Below are 15,222 nucleotides of genomic sequence, written 5' to 3' on the forward strand. Positions count from 1 at the left end.
TCGTCGGGTTACTCGACCGGCATCCGCGGCATCGCCAGCGCGGCACCGTACAACTCGGTGGAGCGCGAGGCATAGCGTCCGGCGAAGCGCACGTGGTCGGCGAAGGCGCGCGCCGGCTTCAAGGCCAGCGACGCGGCCAATGCGCCGTTGAAGGCGTCGCCGGCGCCGGTGGTATCGACCACGCGCGCGGCTTCCGCGGGAACGCGGTAGCAGGCGCTCGCATCGCCGCGCAGCTGCTCGTCGGCATGCGAGACGAAGCAGCCGCTCGCGCCCAGGGTCACCACCACGGTGCCGCGGGTGAGGTCGCGGCACAGCGCGTGCAGGCGCTGCTGGTCGATGCCGGAGACCGCATCGGCCTCGATCCGGGCGCCGACGTGGCGGCCGAGCATCGCCGCGAATTCGGTTTCGTTCGGGGTCAGGATGTCCGCGCGCTCGAGCATCGCGTGGTCGATCGCCACGTTCGCCGGCGCCGGGTTGAGCAACGTGGTTGCGCCAGCGGCACGGCCTGCATCGAGTGCCTTCGCGACCGCATCGAGCGGCGATTCCAGCTGCGCCACCAAGATGTCGCCCGCCTGCAGGCCGGCCAGCGCCTCGGCGAGGAATGCCGGCTGCAGCGCCGCGTTCGCGCCGGCCCCGATGACGATGCTGTTGCGGCCCTGCGCATCCACGTAGATGCCGGCGGTGCCGGTCGGTGCCTGCACCACCGCGTCGCGCAGGTCGATGCCGTCCGCCGTGCACAGCGCTCGCGCCAGCTGCGCGCCGAGGTCGTCGCCGAGCGCGCAGACATAGCAGGTGCCGGCACCCGCGCGGCGCGCGGCCATCGCCTGGTTGAAGCCCTTGCCGCCCGGGCCGGTGGCGTACTCGCCGCTGAGGGTGGCACCGGCCTGCGGCAGCGCCGGCACCCGCCAGACGTGGTCGACATTGAAGGAACCGACGACGACGACGCGGCTCATGGCATCACCCGAAATAGCTCAGCACGCCGGCGATGGTCGCGGTCATGAAGGTGGCGATGGAGCCGCCCAGCACCGCGCGCAGGCCGAAGCGGGCCAGGTCGCTGCGACGTTCCGGGGCCAGCCCGCCGATGCCGCCGATCTGGATCGCGATCGAGCTGAAGTTGGCGAAGCCGCACAGCGCGTAGGTGGCGATCAGCTTGCCCTGGTCGGTGAGGGCGACGCCGGCGACCTTGCCGTTGACGATGTCGGCCAGCTGCAGGTAGGCCACGAATTCGTTGATCACCACCTTCTGGCCGATCAGCGAGCCCACCGTGTTCGCGTCCTGCCAGGGCACGCCGATCACCCAGGCCAGCGGCGCCAGCACCCAGCCGAAGATCGCGGCCAGGTCGGTCGGCTTGCCGAGCATCGCCTGCAGGCCGGTGACTTCGCCGATCCAGGTGAGCGGCGCGTTGATCATCGCGATCAGGGCGATGAAGGCGAGCAGCATCGCGCCGATGTTCAGCGCCAGCTTGAGGCCGTCGGCGGCACCGCCCGCGGCGGCATCGATGATGTTGCTGGCGGTCTTCTCGACTTCCATCTTGACCGTGCCGCGGGTCAGCGGTTCGCCGGTTTCCGGGATCAGCAGCTTCGCCACCACCAGCGTTGCCGGCGCGGCCATGATGCTGGCCGCCAGCAGGTGCTTGGCGTAGTACGCCTGCTGCTCCGGATCGCCGCCGCCGAGCATGCCCACGTAGGCCGCCAGCACGCCGCCGGCGATATGGGCCATGCCGCCGATCATCATCGTGATCAGCTCGGACTCGGTCATCCGCGGGATGTACGGGCGCACGGTCAGTGGCGCCTCGGTCTGGCCGATGAACACGCTGGCGCAGACGCTGGTGGTCTCGGCGCCGGACACGCGCATCACCTTCGTGATCGCCAGCGCCATGATCCGGACGATGAACTGCATCACCCCGAGGTGGTACAGCACGCCCATCAATGCGGCGAAGAAGATGATGGTCGGCAGCACCTGGAAGGCGAAGATGAAGCCGTAGGTCTCCACGTTCATCAGGTTGCCGAAGATGAAGGTGGAGCCCGCGGTCACGAAGCTGAGGATGCGCACGAAGCCGTGGCCGAGCGCGTCGAATACCTCGCGCCCACCCGGCACCAGCAGCACCAGCGCGGCGAAGGCGATCTGCAGGCTCAGGCCGGTCAGCACCAGCCGCCAGTCCACCGCCCGCCGGTTGTTGGAGAACAGCCAGGCAATCCCGATCAGCACCGCCAGTCCGAACAGGCCGAAGCCGATCCTTGCCAAACCTTCCATATGATCCTTCCCCGTCCGTGCGGACCCGCACGCGATGCCGCAGGGTAGTCATGCCCGCCAGTGCCGGCAAGCGGGACGCTCAGGTGTCGCGGGCGAGCACGCGGTTGCGGCCTTCCAACTTGGCCTGGCGCAGGCGCACGTCGGCGCGGCGCAGCAATTGCGCGAGGTCGGTGCCGTCCTGCGGCCAGACCGCGATGCCGGCGCTGAAGGTCACCCGCAGCGGATCGGCGCCGGGATCGGCCAGGAATGGCTGCGACGTCGCGGTCCGGCGCATGCTGTCCAGGCGCTCCCAGGCGCGGCCGATCGGCAGCGGCATCAGCAGGGCGAATTCCTCGCCGCCCAGGCGCGCCAGGAAGTCGCCTTCCTCCAGTTGCGTTTGCAGCACGTCGACCGCGTGGCGCAATGCGCGGTCGCCGGCCTGGTGGCCGATCTCGTCGTTGATGCGCTTGAAATGGTCCAGGTTGAGCAGGCAGATCGACAGCGAGCCGCCCTGGCCGCGGGTGGCATCCAGCATGCTGGGGAAGCGGTGCGCCAGCCACGTGCGGTTGGGCAGGCCGGTCAGGCCATCCGTGCCCGACAGGTCGACCAGTCGCTGCATGCGATAGACGACGGTGCCGGTGATCGTGGTCATCATCGCGATCAGCACCAGGCGCTGGACGACGTTGGCCACCGTCGCGGTGCCATAGTCCAGCGACATCAGTTGTTCCGGTGCTTCTGCCAGCGTGAACACCACGACCGCCAGGCCGCCGTATTGCAGCATCGCCAGCACGCCGATGGCGACGGTCAGCCGGCCATCGTTGCGCAGCGCGGTCATGCAGATGGCCACCAGGTAGAACACCCAGATCACCATGCTGTTGAGGCCGGTGGCGGGCGATCCCACCGCGAGCAGCGCGAGCACCAGGGTGGTCAGGGTCACGTCGTAGCTGGAGGTGGCCCAGGGCAGCCAGCGATACAGGCCGCGATGCCGCGCCAGGGCCAGCCAGACCTGCGACATCACCACCGCAAGCACGGCCCCCAGCATGCCGATCGTCGCTTCCCACGGGGTGTATTCGCCGGTCGCCACGTTGACCAGCGGCAACAGCAACAGGACCAGCGACAAGGCCGCGCGCAGCTGCGCGACCAGCAGTTCGCCGCCGGCACCGAGCTCCAGCATGAGCGCGTCGGGGCGTTCGAACAGTCGTGGCCAGATGTCGCGCCAACCGGAATTCGCGATCAACGGTGGGACCTCCCTCGGGCCCCGCAGCATAGGGTGCGCCCGGCATGCCCTCAAATCCGGCGCGTCCATCGCGCGATCCCCACGCCTAAATGCCGTAGGGCAGCTTGACTCGTTAATGAGAATCATTATCATCAAATCCGACCACCACCGGAGCGCCGCCGATGTCCGCGATCCTCGAGCCACGTCCCCGCCTGACCCGCCACCTTGTCCTCAACACCGTGTCATCGCATGGCGTGACGCCTGCCGTGACGCCCTCGGTGGAAAGCCGCAGCCTGCTGAAGGGGAGCAATGAAGTGCTGATCCACCACGGCAACGAGGTCTACCGGCTGCGCCACACCCGCAACGACAAGCTGATCCTCACCAAGTGATGCATGGGTAGGTCCATGCCATTGCCGCATCCGCACGAACTCGCCGCGCTGGGCGCGGTGTTCTGCCTGTATCGCGTGCATGCCGGCAGCGAACTGGACGGTTGGTCGCAGGCGGTACGGGTCAACAGCGACAGCGCGCTGGACAGCGATGGCCTGTGCGAAAGCCTGCAGTTCTTCGATCGCGATGACCAGTGCTGCTGGCGCCTGTACCTGCTTCCGGATACCGATTTCCTGGCGTGGGAACGCTTGCTTGCGGGATTGCCCGCGCAGCGTAGGCCGGAGGCGGGGCTCGGCATCCGCGAGCGCTTGTGGCGACGCGTCGCGCGGCACCTGGGCGGCCCGGTGTGGCGGGCCAACGTGTTGCGCTTCCACGCGCCGCCGGCGGGACCCGGGTTTGCCGGACAATCGCTGCTGGCGGCCAGCCTCCCTCGACTGTCGACCTGCGGTGCGGACGTCGGTCGGCGGATCGTGCGCCGCGAAGGCATCGACGATGCCGGCCTGATCGACGACTGCTGCTGCCGGCAGGCGGCGAACCGCGCGATGCTGGCTCAAGGACAAGACGATGCCGCGCAAGCGGTCGGTTTCAACACGAGGCATTGGGCATGAAGGCACCGATTGTTTCGCGCGCCGCGCGCTTGGCGAACGCGTTCCTGCTGTGCGCCACCGGTGCGAACGCGAACGCGCAAACTTCGTCGCCTGTCGATGCCGATCGCAAGGCGATCCTGGCGATGCAGGGCGAGTACACGGTCGACTTCGCCTTCGACGAAATCGTGCTGATCAAACCCGGCTGCGAGCGTGCATCCGCGCAGCGTACCTGGCGTCCGCTGCCGCGACGCGAGTACACCCGCCGCAGCGACTACAACGCGCTGGACGTGGTGAACCGCCACACCATCGTGCCCGGTGGCTGGACCCACGAACAGTTCAACACCAAGGTGCTGCGCGGCGCGGATGGCAGCCGCAGCGAGATCGCCCGCGAGTTCGGCTTCAACGACTATCGCAAGGCCGAGGGCATCGACTTCAAGCCGGCATACGACTACTGGAGCGCGACGAAGGACTACTGGATGAAAGTTCGCGTGCGCTGGACGCAGCGATTGGCGCAGGCGCCAGGTGTGCGCCTCAACACCAAGATCGACGGCATGGGCATGATCATGCCGCTGTTCACGCAGGCCGACGAGGTGCAATCCGGCAAGCCGGTCGCCGATGCCGACATCGACAAGGTGTTCGCCGAGTGGGTGGAAGCCGCGCCGCGCTGAGCCATTCGTCCGCCTGCCGCATCGACAAGAAGCCCCGCATTGCGGGGCTTCCTGGTTTGCGGATCAGCGACCGCCGGGCGGCGGCGGTGGAACCGGCGGGGCAGGCGACGCGGGTGGTGGCGGTGGCGGGAGGTCATCGGTTTCGATTTCGGTGGTCTTGCCGTCTGCGTCGACCATCACGATCTTGCGCACCTGCCGCTGCGATGCATCCTTCGGCAAGGCCTGCACCCACGCCGGCGGGGTGTCCCGGGCGTCGCCTTCCCATTCCATCCGCTTGCCGTCCTTGTCGACCATCACGTAGCGGCGCTTCTCGACCCGTGTGCCGTCCTTGGGCAGTGCGCGCGCTGCCAGGCCATCGCCATCCTCGAAGGCCTGCACCTTGCCGTCGGTGCCGACGAAGACCATCTTGCGATGCTCGATCACACCGGGTTCGCCGGGTTCGCCGGGTACGCGCGGCGCGGCCGCAACACGCGGCAACGCGAAGGTCATCGCCTTCGGCACGTTGACCTGCGTGGTCGCGGCATTGCGGTCGCGCAGGTAGGCGATGGCGACCTTGCCGCCGGCAGGTTGTGCGCGCAGCGCATCCATTGCCTCGCGCGGGCTGCCGACGTCCTTGCCGCCGATGCTGCGGATCACGTCGCCGGCCTGCAGGCCCTCCAGTTCCTTGCCCGTGCTGAGCACCAGCACGCCGTTGCTGGCGCCGAAGTAGCGGCCCAGCCCGGCATCGACCGAGGCCAGGTTCAGGCCATTCCAGCGGAATGCCTCGGCCAGCACCGGCAGCTTGCAGTCGTCGCCCTTGCAGTCGCTGCCCAGGCGGATCACCTCGGTGCGCACGTCGGGCGCGACCATCACCCATTCCGCACGTTCGCGTGCACCTTCCGCGCGCGCGCGCGCCTCGACCGCATGCGCGCGGGCCGCGCCAGCCTCCACGCGGATGCGATCCGCGTCGATCCTGCGGACACCGCCCTGATCGCCGACGAACACCTTCACGTCGCCATCGAAGGCGGTATCGCCAAGGCCCTGCATGACCATCAACCGGTCATCGACCTTCGGGGTCAGCGAGAGCGTGGCCGGCTTGCCGTCGCGCTCGTAGCCCAGCCTCACCGGTGTCTTCGGGTCGAGCGCGGCCAGCAGCTCGCGCGCCTGCGCCACGCGGGCCTCGCCGGCGCCGGCATCGACGCGCTTGCCATCCACGCTGGTGATGCGGTCGCCGCTCTTCAGGCCGGCATCGGCGGCGGCGCTGCCCGGGGTGACCGCGGCGATGCGCACGCCGGATCGGTCGTCCGCGGCCAGCACCACCCCGATCACCGGCTTGCGCAACACGCGCTTCTCGATGCGGATCGGCGTGTCGGCACCGCCGTACTTGCGGGTGAGTTCGGCGTAGCGCTGCGCGGCCTGGTCGAGCTGCGCGCGCGCGGCGTCGAGTTCCTGCTGTTGTGCGGCGGTGGGTTTGGACTGGGCGATGGCCAGTCCGGCCATGGCCAGGCCGATCGCGAGCGCCAGGGTTTTGGTTGCGGGTGTCATGCGGACCTCGTGGATGGAGCGGGTGGAAGACGCGGTCAGTCGATGCTGACCAGGGAGGCGTTGAAGCGTTCGCCGCGCGCGGACAGCAGGCGGTTGGTGGTTTCGATGCCGACCAGTTGCCGCAGCGCGTCGACCCGCTGCTGCCAGAGGCGGTCGCGATCGACGGCGTCCAGGCCAGGCTGGGCGAGCGCGCTGTCGATGCCGGCGATGTGGTCGTCCAGGTCGCTGCTCAGCGCCACGCTGGTGGCGCTGGCCACACGGTCGTCGCGCACCATCGCCAGCAACTGTTCGAGTTGCGCGGATTCGGCGTGCAGCGCTTCGATGGGCTGCCCGATCGCGTCTTCGGCTGCGAGGCGTGTCGTTCCGGCGGGTTCCGCCGCGGTGCGCACCGGGCGCTGCGCGGGCGCGACGCGGGTAGCACGATGCGGCTTGCCGTGCCTGGCGGCAATCGGCATTTGCTCGTCATTCCCGCGAAGGCGGGAATCCAGTGCCTTCCGCTCCGAAGCCATGCCAGCCTGCGAGGCGTTCGCATGGTCAGAACCGGAACTTGAAAGCGCACTGCGTGCAGGCGAGAGGTTGGAATGCGCCAAAGGCACTGGATTCCCGCCTTCGCGGGAATGACGATCCGGGGCCGGCGGCAGCATCCGCAACGGAACCGCTGCCACGAGCGCCAATGCAGCGGCGGTTGCCACCCACAGCGGCCAGCGCCTGCGCACGCGCGGCATCGTGGCCGCAGGGAGGCGGGCCTGCACGCGCTCCCAGCCAGCCGCCGTCGGCGTTTCAACGGGCAGTGCCGCGAACGCATCGCCCCAGCCCGGGGGCGATGCCGGTGCGTTGCGCGTTTCGAAATCGCCGGCATCAGGCATGCGCCTGCTCCTTCTCATATGTCGGGACATCACCTGCGGGCTCGGAGACCTGCAGCAGGCTGCGCAAGCGGCGGGTGCCGCGCGCGAGTTGCGATTTGGAGAAGCTGGCGCTGCGTTGCATGGCAGCGGCGATCTCCTCGTGGGTATAGCCTTCGGCGTGGTACAGCCAGAGCACGCTGCGGGTCGCGTGCGGCAACTGCTCCAGCGCGCGTTGCAGCAGCGCGGCATCCGCCGCGGCGGGTGGTGGCGGGCCGTTGTCTTCGGCGAACGCATCGGCGTCCACGCCGTCCAGCTCCGCCGACAGCCGACGCCCGCGACGCAGCCGCATCAGCGCCTCGTTGACCGCGACCTGCCGCAACCAACCCCAGAACGGCGTGCCGCCATCGCCACGGAAGCCGTTGATGGAGGACCACACTTTCAGCATCGTCTCCTGCAACACGTCGTCGGCCTCGCTGCGGTCGCCGCAGAGGCGCAGCGCCAGGGTGAACACCGGCCGTTCGAACCAGCGGTACACCTGCTCGAACGCGTCGCGCTCGCCCCGTCGCATGCGTGCGAGCAGGGCGGCGGGGACGTCGATCGCGAAGCTGGAGTGTCCGGCCATTCCCTGATCTGGATGCGCGTGGGCGGAAAAGGGTCGCAGCGGCGGTGCAATATCGTCCGCCACGGGCCGGCCTATACTCCGACCCACTTCCGGGGAGGAAATTCCATGGGCACGATTCTCGCGCTGATCCTGCTGTTCGCCGGCGTCATCATCCTGTTCAAGACCGTGCGGATGGTGCCGCAGGGCTACGAATGGACGGTGGAGCGCTTCGGCAAGTACACCCACACCATGACCCCCGGCCTGCATTTCCTGGTGCCGGTCGTGTACGGCGTGGGCCGCAAGATCAACATGATGGAACAGGTGATGGACGTGCCCAGCCAGGACGTGATCACCAAGGACAACGCCGTGGTCAAGGTCGACGGCGTGGTCTATTTCCAGGTGCTGGATGCCGCCAAGGCCGCGTACGAAGTCGCCACGCTGGAGATCGCCATCCTCAACCTGGTGATGACCAACATCCGCACCGCGATCGGCTCGATGGACCTGGACGAGTCGCTGTCCAAGCGCGACGAGATCAATACCAAGGTGCTGGTGGCGGTCGACCAGGCCACCCATCCATGGGGCATCAAGGTCAACCGCATCGAGCTGAAGGACATCCAGCCCCCGCGCGACCTGGTGGAATCGATGGCGCGGCAGATGAAAGCCGAGCGCGAGAAGCGCGCCAACATCCTGGAGGCCGAGGGTTTCCGCCAGGCCGCGATCCTCAAGGCCGAGGGCGAGAAGCAATCGGTGATCCTGGAAGCCGAAGGTGGCCGCGAGGCCGCGTTCCGCGAGGCCGAGGCGCGCGAGCGCTTGGCCGAGGCCGAGGCCAAGGCGACGCAGATGGTCTCGGACGCGATCGCCTCCGGCAACGTGCAGGCGATCAATTACTTCGTCGCGCAGAAATACATTGAGGCGTTCAAGGCGCTTGCCGAGGCGCCCAACCAGAAGTTCGTGATGATGCCGATGGAATCGGCGGGCGTGATCGGTTCCCTCGGCGGCATCGCCGAGCTGGCGAAGGAAGCGATGGAACGCCAGCCGAGCGGCAAGGTCATCGCCAGCAGCAGCGTCGGGAGCTGACCATGCGTTGGGACGTGTTCGCGTGGGCGGCCTTCGCGCTGGTCCTGTTCGCCGCCGAGGCGGTGTTGCCCGGTGCCTTCATGCTCTGGCTCGGCTTCGCGGCGGCGGCGGTGTTCGTCGCGGTGTGGCTGCTGCCGGTCGAGGTGCCGCTGCTCGCCCAGGTCGCGGCCTTCGTGGTGCTCAGCTTCGTGTCGATCCGCGTCTACCAGCGCTGGTTCCGCGGCCGCGAGCGCGACAGCGACCAACCTGCGCTCAACCGCCGCACCGCGGCGCTGGTCGGGCGGGTGGTGCCGCTGGAGCGGGCGATCGTCGATGGGCGCGGCCGCGTGCAGATCGCCGATGCGTACTGGGAGGTCACCGGTCCGGATCTTCCGGAGGGAACCCGCGTGCGGATCGTCGGTGGCGATGCGATGACCCTGCAGGTCGAAGCGGGATGAGCCGTCTTCGCGCACGATGGTTCGTGTTGGCGGTGGGGCTTGCCTTCGCCGGCCTGGCGCAGGCCGGCGACCAGCGCATCGATGGCTGGGTCGGCAAGGTCATGCCGCCCACGCCGTCCGGGCATCGCGAGATCTCGGGCAATTGCATCGCGGCCGCGGACAATCCCTGCGCCGCCTCGGTGGTGGTGCTGCGCGACGAACAGAGCAAGCTGCGCTTCGTGCTGGCCCTGCGCGAACTGCGCGGCATGGACGGCAAGCCGCTGGGCGGCGAGCGCCCGCTGTCGCTGGTGACCGATGCGCTCGAGGTCGCGGCGCTGGACGATCCCGACGCCGAGGTGTCGGTCGGACTCTGCCAGCAGGGTGGCAAGGCGGATGGCCGGATCGTCGCGGTGTTGCGACCGGATGCCAAGGTCGAGTGGGCCACGCGCTTCAAGGCACTCTGGCGGCTGGACGCGCAAGGTCGCCTGCAATCGCTTCCGCCCGCCGGGGTACGCTGCCTCAACGAAGGGTTCGGTTACGACGGCTGACCGGCCGGATCGTCACCGCATCGCACTGCATACCGGCGCGTAGGGCGCGCCGGCTCTGGGATAATCGCGGGCTCACCTCCAGCCGGGCCGCGCGCATGACCAACAAGACCGTCCTCAACGACACCCATCGCGCGCTGGGCGCGAAGATGGTCGACTTCGGCGGCTGGGACATGCCGATCCACTATGGCTCGCAGCTCGACGAACACCACCTGGTGCGGCGCGACGCGGGCATGTTCGACGTCTCGCACATGACCGTGGTCGACCTCACCGGCGCGCGCGTGCGCGAGTTCCTCCGCCACCTCGTCGCCAACTCGGTCGACAAGCTGCAGAAGCCGGGCAAGGCGCTGTACACGGCGATGCTCAACCCGCAGGGCGGGGTGATCGACGACCTGATCGTCTACTTCATGTCCGAAGACTGGTTCCGGCTGGTGGTCAACGCCGCCACCCGCGAAAAGGATGTCGCCTGGATCACCACGCAAGCCACTGCCTTCGATGTCGTCGTGCGCGAGCGCCCGGAGTTCGGCATGGTCGCGGTGCAGGGGCCGACCGCGCGCGAACGCGTGATCGGCCTGCTGCGCGAGGAAGACCGCGCGCCGGTGTCGAAGCTGCTGCGCTTCTCCGCGCGCGAGGCGAAGACCGTGGGCGGCGTCGAGGTGTTCGTGGCACGCACCGGTTACACCGGTGAGGACGGCTTCGAGGTGATCGTGCCGGAGGCGCAGACCGTCGCGTTCTGGAATGCGCTGCTGGACGCCGGCGTGAAGCCGGCCGGCTTGGGGGCGCGCGACACCCTGCGCCTGGAAGCGGGCATGAACCTCTACGGCCAGGACATGGACGACACGGTGTCGCCGTTCGAGGCGGCGCTGGCCTGGACCGTCGTGCTCGACGGAAATTCCGATGGAGAGCCGCGCGACTTCATCGGTCGCGCCGCACTGGAAGCGCAGCAGTCGACCGGCGCGGCGCGGCAGATGATCGGCCTGGTCATGGACGAGAAGGGCGTGCTGCGGCATGGCCAGAAAGTGCTGACCGCGAACGGCGACGGCGAGATCCTGTCCGGCACGTTCTCGCCGAGCATCGGCAAGGCGATCGCCTTCGCCCGCGTGCCGGCCGGCGATCCGGGCGACGTGCGCGTCGACATCCGCGGCAAGGAGATCCCGGTGCGCGTGGTCAAGTTCCCGTTCGTCCGCGAGGGCAAGGTCCAGGACGGCATCTGACCGGCAAGGTGAATTTTCACGCCTGCCTTCGCTAGACTTTCCCCATCCGATTCCCCACGCATGCACCACTGGAGCCAGCAATGAGCGAGATCCCCGGCGACCTCAAGTTCCTCAAGTCCCACGAGTGGGCCCGCGTCGAAGGCGACGGCAAGGTCACCATCGGCATCTCCGACCACGCGCAGGGCCTGCTCGGCGACCTCGTCTACGTGGAACTGCCGAACGTCGGCGACCAGGTCGAGGCCGGCACCGCCTGCGCGGTGGTGGAATCGGTGAAGGCGGCGTCGGACGTGTACGCGCCGGTCAGCGGCAAGGTCGTCGACGTCAACGCGGCGCTGGCCGACAAGCCGGAGACGATCAACGAGGATGCCTACGGCGACGGCTGGTTGTTCGTGCTCGAGATCGACGATGCCGAGCAGCTCAACGAACTGATCGGTCCGGACGACTACGCAGAGTTGCTGGAAGACGAAGACCACTGATCCGCGCCGCCATCCGGCGACCACGAACCCGCGACGGCGACGTCGCGGGTTCTTCGTTTCCGGCATCCGCGAAGCGCGCGCAAGCTGCATCGCCGGGCGCGTGGCGCGGAAAAATCCTGCGCAGTTTTCGCGCAAACGGACTTGTGCGGCGCGAAATCGCGGCAGGCCGCTCGTCGCTCCGCGCGCGCGCTGCGTCGTTCGCAAGCGCGCATGCGGATGCGTTGCGTGCATGCGCGCATGCATGCGGCGATGCCGTTCTTGTTGCGACCACATGCGCTGCAAGCCGCGCCATTGCTTGCATGCAGCGCATCGATGCATCGTCGTTGCGGTTGCAACCGATGCGTCGATGCAGCGCATCCGACGCGCATCGATGCATGTCGACGGGAACACCGCGCCGGCACGCGCGAAAAAAGATTGCGACAGGTTGTTGACAGTGGAAAAAACCGTGATTAGGTTTCGCCCAGCAGACGTTCCCTGCGGAAGCGAGTGAGCAAGCACAACGCGAAAGCCTTCAGCACGACACGCGACTCCGCCAGCAACAGCAAACGGTGGGCGCAGCCGGACTGTCCTTCGCGGAAATGCGCATCGCCGAATCCCGGATTCGTGTCCATGATCGAAACCTGCAGCGTCCATCGCCGCGGGTTTTTTAATGGGCGGGGAACGTCCAGCGCCGGCAGCGCGCATCGCGCACGCCGGCACGGCATCCGTTCCAGTGCGCCTGGCGCGCCGGCGGTCGATCGCGGGTCCGATACCCGTGGTGTTCATGCAACTGGGCTTTACCGATCTACCCATTGACGAGGAGCCAACCCATGGCCGTTAAGAAAGCTGCAAAGAAGGCTGCGAAGAAGCCGGCCGCCAAGAAGGCGGCGAAGAAAGTCGCCAAGAAGCCGGCGGCGAAGAAGGTTGCAAAGAAGGCTGCCAAGAAGCCGGCCGCCAAGAAGGCCGTGAAGAAGGTCGCGAAGAAGCCCGCCGCCAAGAAGGCTGCGAAGAAGGTCGCGAAGAAGCCCGCCGCCAAGAAGGCTGCGAAGAAGGTCGCGAAGAAGCCCGCCGCCAAGAAGGCTGCGAAGAAGGTCGCGAAGAAGGTCGCGAAGAAGCCCGCCGCCAAGAAGGCTGTGAAGAAGCCGGCTGCCAAGAAGCCTGCTGCCAAGAAGGCTGCCAAGAAGCCCGCGAAGAAGGCCAAGCCGGCCGTCGTCCCGGCAATCCCGGCTCCGATGATCTGAAGCCAAGCGACCTGCCCGGGCATGCCCGGGTCGGCGCCCGCAATACCCTGAAGGCCCTTCCCGTTGCCCAGGCGGGAGGGGTTTCTTTTTGTCCGGTGCTGGCTGTCGCGCGCGTCGCCCTTGGGCAATGGCGAATCAGAACGGTGAGGCGGTCGCCGCGGACGAGTCCACGCCGGCCGGGGTCTTCGCCGGCTCGGTGGCGTACAGGGTTTCGGAAGGCGCGGCGATGTCGATGTCGTCGTCCAGCCATGTGCCATCGGTGAGGCCGAGCGCGCTGTCCAGGATCGTCGGCAGCAATCCGCTGGGCAAGGCGCTCTCGCTGTTCCACAGCAACACCACGCCCAGGTCCTTGCCCGGCAGCAGTGCCATCGCCCCACGATAGCCCTGCACCGCGCCACCGTGGAAAACGACTTGGTGCCCCGAATAGGTGTACGAGCGCCAGCCCAGTGCATAGCCTGCGGCGCTCAGCCGCGTGCGTCGCCAGGCGGCGCCGCGGATCTCGCTGGGCGTATCGACCAGTGGCGAATGCAGGGTGGCCAGCAACGGCGCGGGCAGCACGTCGGGACGATGGCCGGTCTGCGCGAGCAGCCACTGCGCCATGTCGCTGATGCTGGCGTTGACGCCCGCCGCGGGAGCAACCCGGTAATAGGTGGGCTTCGGTGTCAACGGCACCCAGCCGCCGCCGCCGCGCACATGCGGGCGGGCCCAGCGTGCACTGGCCTGGATGCCTTCCAGGCCATAGCTCGCATCGTGCATGCCGAGCGGCTTGAAGATGCGGCGTGCGACCGTTTCGCCGAAGAACTGGCCGGTGGTGGCGAAGACCACGTCGCCGATGAGGCTGAAGGCGACGTTCTGGTAGGCATAGCAGTCGCCCGGCGCGCATTTCATCGGCGCGCTGGCCAGCTTCATGGTCAGGCTGTGGTAGTCGGCATTGGCCTCGATGTCGCGATCGAAGGCATTGTGGGTGAGGCCCACGCGATGGCTGAGCACGTCGGCCACGGTGACCTGCTGCGCGGCGTTCGGCGCGGACAACCGGAATGCAGGCACGTAGTCGGTGAGGTGGCTGTCCCAGCGCAATACGCCGTCGTTGACCAGCATGCCGGTGACGGTACCGGCGAACGACTTGGACAGCGAGGCGAGGCGGAACACCGTGTGCGCATCGACCGGTTGCGGATTGCGCGCATCGGTGACGCCGTAGCCGCGTGCACTGAGGATCCGGCCATCCTTGACGATCGCCATCGCCAGGCCGGGGATGCGGCCATTGGCGACCAGTTGGTTGGCGACGGCTTCGAAACGCTGCACGTCGAAACCGTCGGCGAGCCGGGTGTCGGCATCGAGCGGGTTCGGCAAGCCGCTGGTGGTTGCATGGGTCGGCTGCGCCGCGCGGCTGACCGTGCCTTTCCAGTGCATCGCGCTCTGTGCGGAGGTGCCCACTGCGAAGGGCAACAAGGCGGTGGCCAGTGCGAGTCGACACGCGTGCCGGATGCGGTGTTCTTTCATCGGCCATGCCCCCTGCGTATGCTGCAACGACCGGCCGATTCTAGCGCCTGTTTCCGCGATTGCATGAACAAGGGGAACTTCGATGCTTGGCGTGTTGATTTTCATCGCAATTCTCGTGGCCGTCGCGTTCTGGGGCGTGGGCATCTACAACGGCCTGGTGCGGGCCCGCAACGCATTCAGGAATGCATTCGCGCAGATCGACGTGCAGTTGCAACGCCGCTTCGACCTGATCCCGAACCTGGTCGAGGTCGCCAAGACCTACATGAGCCACGAGCGCGAAACGCTGGAAGCGGTGATCGCCGCGCGTTCCGCCGCGCAGTCGGGATTGGCTGCGGCCAAGGCGAACCCGGGCGATGCCGAGGCGATGGCCCAGCTTGCCGCCGCGCAGGGACAACTCAACGCCGGCCTCGGCCGCTTGATGATGGTCGCCGAGGCCTATCCGGACCTGAAGGCCAACCAGACCATGATGCAGCTCACCGAGGAGCTGACCAGCACCGAGAACAAGGTCGCGTTCGCACGGCAGGCATTCAACGATTCGGTGATGGCCTACAACAACAAGCGCGAGGTGTTCCCGTCGAGCATCTTCGCCGGCATGTTCAATTTCGCCGCGGCGAACCTGCTGGCGATTCCTGCGGACAAGCTGGCGGAAACCCGCGCTGCGCCGAAGGTGTCCTTCTGACCCGCGCGGCATGATGTGAGCCGAGTGTTCGCGGC

Annotated in this window: 18 protein-coding genes; 10 read left to right on the forward strand and 8 right to left on the reverse strand. The window is 67.9% G+C overall.

The features are described from left to right. Positions 1-8: 8 nt before the first annotated feature. The 3 genes from ACE3T8_RS03730 to ACE3T8_RS03740 form a co-directional block, all read right to left on the reverse strand. Positions 9-953: a ribokinase gene (locus tag ACE3T8_RS03730; protein ID WP_374606913.1), complete on the reverse strand. Its 945-nt coding sequence runs from the start codon at positions 951-953 to the stop codon at positions 9-11. Between the two features lie 4 nt (positions 954-957). Then, positions 958-2,253 carry a NupC/NupG family nucleoside CNT transporter gene (locus ACE3T8_RS03735; protein WP_374606914.1) on the reverse strand — a complete coding sequence of 432 codons (1,296 nt, stop codon included), beginning with the start codon at positions 2,251-2,253 and terminating at the stop codon, positions 958-960. 79 nt (positions 2,254-2,332) lie between these two features. Then, positions 2,333-3,469, reverse strand: a complete 1,137-nt coding sequence (locus tag ACE3T8_RS03740) for a GGDEF domain-containing protein (protein WP_374606916.1) — start codon at positions 3,467-3,469, stop codon at positions 2,333-2,335. A 161-nt stretch (positions 3,470-3,630) separates the two neighbouring features. Here ACE3T8_RS03740 and hemP point away from each other — a divergent pair, with 161 nt between their 5' ends. From hemP to ACE3T8_RS03755, 3 genes are read left to right on the forward strand one after another with little or no spacing between them, the layout of a single operon-like run. Continuing rightward, complete coding sequence (hemP, locus tag ACE3T8_RS03745) at positions 3,631-3,837, forward strand: hemin uptake protein HemP (RefSeq protein ID WP_374606917.1); 207 nt, start codon at positions 3,631-3,633, stop codon at positions 3,835-3,837. A gap of 15 nt (positions 3,838-3,852) precedes the next feature. After that, a complete protein-coding gene (locus tag ACE3T8_RS03750) occupies positions 3,853-4,443 on the forward strand; it encodes a Hemin transport protein (protein ID WP_374606918.1) in 591 nt (196 codons plus the stop codon). Continuing rightward, positions 4,440-5,090: a DUF6607 family protein gene (locus ACE3T8_RS03755; protein WP_374606919.1), complete on the forward strand. Its 651-nt coding sequence runs from the start codon at positions 4,440-4,442 to the stop codon at positions 5,088-5,090. Before ACE3T8_RS03750 ends, ACE3T8_RS03755 begins: the two co-directional genes overlap by 4 nt. Positions 5,091-5,153: 63 nt before the next feature. Here ACE3T8_RS03755 and ACE3T8_RS03760 read toward each other — a convergent pair whose 3' ends face one another. The 3 genes from ACE3T8_RS03760 to ACE3T8_RS03770 form a co-directional block, all read right to left on the reverse strand. After that, entirely contained in the window at positions 5,154-6,614 is a 1,461-nt protein-coding gene (locus tag ACE3T8_RS03760; protein WP_374606920.1) for a PDZ domain-containing protein, read from the reverse strand. A 35-nt stretch (positions 6,615-6,649) separates the two neighbouring features. After that, entirely contained in the window at positions 6,650-7,069 is a 420-nt protein-coding gene (locus ACE3T8_RS03765) for a hypothetical protein (RefSeq protein ID WP_374606922.1), read from the reverse strand. A 403-nt stretch (positions 7,070-7,472) separates the two neighbouring features. Continuing rightward, the gene (locus tag ACE3T8_RS03770; RefSeq protein WP_374606923.1) at positions 7,473-8,081 is read right to left on the reverse strand and encodes an RNA polymerase sigma factor; all 609 of its coding nucleotides are present in this window, start codon (positions 8,079-8,081) and stop codon (positions 7,473-7,475) included. A gap of 105 nt (positions 8,082-8,186) precedes the next feature. Between ACE3T8_RS03770 and ACE3T8_RS03775 the strand changes: the two genes are divergently transcribed. The 5 genes from ACE3T8_RS03775 to gcvH all read left to right on the forward strand — a co-directional run bounded on the left by ACE3T8_RS03775 (position 8,187) and on the right by gcvH (position 11,788). After that, entirely contained in the window at positions 8,187-9,137 is a 951-nt protein-coding gene (locus ACE3T8_RS03775; RefSeq protein ID WP_374606925.1) for an SPFH domain-containing protein, read from the forward strand. Between the two features lie 2 nt (positions 9,138-9,139). Beyond that, positions 9,140-9,574, forward strand: a complete 435-nt coding sequence (locus ACE3T8_RS03780; RefSeq protein ID WP_374606927.1) for an NfeD family protein — start codon at positions 9,140-9,142, stop codon at positions 9,572-9,574. After that, positions 9,571-10,101, forward strand: a complete 531-nt coding sequence (locus ACE3T8_RS03785) for a hypothetical protein (RefSeq protein WP_374606929.1) — start codon at positions 9,571-9,573, stop codon at positions 10,099-10,101. The genes ACE3T8_RS03780 and ACE3T8_RS03785 overlap by 4 nt, the downstream gene beginning before the upstream one ends. 95 nt (positions 10,102-10,196) lie before the next feature. Then, complete coding sequence (gcvT, locus tag ACE3T8_RS03790) at positions 10,197-11,312, forward strand: glycine cleavage system aminomethyltransferase GcvT (RefSeq protein ID WP_374606931.1); 1,116 nt, start codon at positions 10,197-10,199, stop codon at positions 11,310-11,312. 80 nt (positions 11,313-11,392) lie between these two features. Next, entirely contained in the window at positions 11,393-11,788 is a 396-nt protein-coding gene (gene gcvH, locus ACE3T8_RS03795; RefSeq protein WP_374606932.1) for a glycine cleavage system protein GcvH, read from the forward strand. 449 nt (positions 11,789-12,237) lie between these two features. On the opposite strand, the gene ACE3T8_RS03800 is transcribed toward gcvH, so the two are convergent. Then, positions 12,238-12,399, reverse strand: coding sequence for a hypothetical protein (locus ACE3T8_RS03800; RefSeq protein ID WP_374606933.1), 162 nt, complete (start codon positions 12,397-12,399; stop codon positions 12,238-12,240). A 180-nt stretch (positions 12,400-12,579) separates the two neighbouring features. Here ACE3T8_RS03800 and ACE3T8_RS03805 point away from each other — a divergent pair, with 180 nt between their 5' ends. Next, positions 12,580-13,008, forward strand: a complete 429-nt coding sequence (locus ACE3T8_RS03805) for a hypothetical protein (RefSeq protein ID WP_374606934.1) — start codon at positions 12,580-12,582, stop codon at positions 13,006-13,008. Positions 13,009-13,143: 135 nt separating this feature from the next. Here ACE3T8_RS03805 and ACE3T8_RS03810 read toward each other — a convergent pair whose 3' ends face one another. Then, positions 13,144-14,508: a serine hydrolase domain-containing protein gene (locus ACE3T8_RS03810; protein ID WP_374606936.1), complete on the reverse strand. Its 1,365-nt coding sequence runs from the start codon at positions 14,506-14,508 to the stop codon at positions 13,144-13,146. Positions 14,509-14,590: 82 nt separating this feature from the next. Here ACE3T8_RS03810 and ACE3T8_RS03815 point away from each other — a divergent pair, with 82 nt between their 5' ends. Beyond that, the gene (locus tag ACE3T8_RS03815; protein WP_374606938.1) at positions 14,591-15,187 is read left to right on the forward strand and encodes a LemA family protein; all 597 of its coding nucleotides are present in this window, start codon (positions 14,591-14,593) and stop codon (positions 15,185-15,187) included. The last annotated feature ends 35 nt before the right edge of the window (positions 15,188-15,222 follow it).

This window comes from Thermomonas sp. (assembly GCF_041919455.1).
Taxonomy (GTDB): domain Bacteria; phylum Pseudomonadota; class Gammaproteobacteria; order Xanthomonadales; family Xanthomonadaceae; genus Thermomonas.

Bases quoted from the DNA above. Each gene is read 5' to 3' on its own strand.
- hemP (WP_374606917.1), top strand. From the start codon at position 3,631: ATGTCCGCGATCCTCGAGCCACGTCCCCGCCTGACCCGCCACCTTGTC.
- ACE3T8_RS03780 (WP_374606927.1), top strand. From the start codon at position 9,140: ATGCGTTGGGACGTGTTCGCGTGGGCGGCCTTCGCGCTGGTCCTGTTC.
- ACE3T8_RS03785 (WP_374606929.1), top strand. From the start codon at position 9,571: ATGAGCCGTCTTCGCGCACGATGGTTCGTGTTGGCGGTGGGGCTTGCC.
- ACE3T8_RS03750 (WP_374606918.1), top strand. From the start codon at position 3,853: ATGCCATTGCCGCATCCGCACGAACTCGCCGCGCTGGGCGCGGTGTTC.
- ACE3T8_RS03800 (WP_374606933.1), bottom strand. From the start codon at position 12,399: ATGGACACGAATCCGGGATTCGGCGATGCGCATTTCCGCGAAGGACAG.
- gcvT (WP_374606931.1), top strand. From the start codon at position 10,197: ATGACCAACAAGACCGTCCTCAACGACACCCATCGCGCGCTGGGCGCG.
- ACE3T8_RS03775 (WP_374606925.1), top strand. From the start codon at position 8,187: ATGGGCACGATTCTCGCGCTGATCCTGCTGTTCGCCGGCGTCATCATC.
- ACE3T8_RS03730 (WP_374606913.1), bottom strand. From the start codon at position 953: ATGAGCCGCGTCGTCGTCGTCGGTTCCTTCAATGTCGACCACGTCTGG.
- ACE3T8_RS03760 (WP_374606920.1), bottom strand. From the start codon at position 6,614: ATGACACCCGCAACCAAAACCCTGGCGCTCGCGATCGGCCTGGCCATG.
- ACE3T8_RS03735 (WP_374606914.1), bottom strand. From the start codon at position 2,253: ATGGAAGGTTTGGCAAGGATCGGCTTCGGCCTGTTCGGACTGGCGGTG.
- ACE3T8_RS03770 (WP_374606923.1), bottom strand. From the start codon at position 8,081: ATGGCCGGACACTCCAGCTTCGCGATCGACGTCCCCGCCGCCCTGCTC.
- gcvH (WP_374606932.1), top strand. From the start codon at position 11,393: ATGAGCGAGATCCCCGGCGACCTCAAGTTCCTCAAGTCCCACGAGTGG.
- ACE3T8_RS03765 (WP_374606922.1), bottom strand. From the start codon at position 7,069: ATGCCGATTGCCGCCAGGCACGGCAAGCCGCATCGTGCTACCCGCGTC.
- ACE3T8_RS03815 (WP_374606938.1), top strand. From the start codon at position 14,591: ATGCTTGGCGTGTTGATTTTCATCGCAATTCTCGTGGCCGTCGCGTTC.
- ACE3T8_RS03810 (WP_374606936.1), bottom strand. From the start codon at position 14,508: ATGAAAGAACACCGCATCCGGCACGCGTGTCGACTCGCACTGGCCACC.
- ACE3T8_RS03755 (WP_374606919.1), top strand. From the start codon at position 4,440: ATGAAGGCACCGATTGTTTCGCGCGCCGCGCGCTTGGCGAACGCGTTC.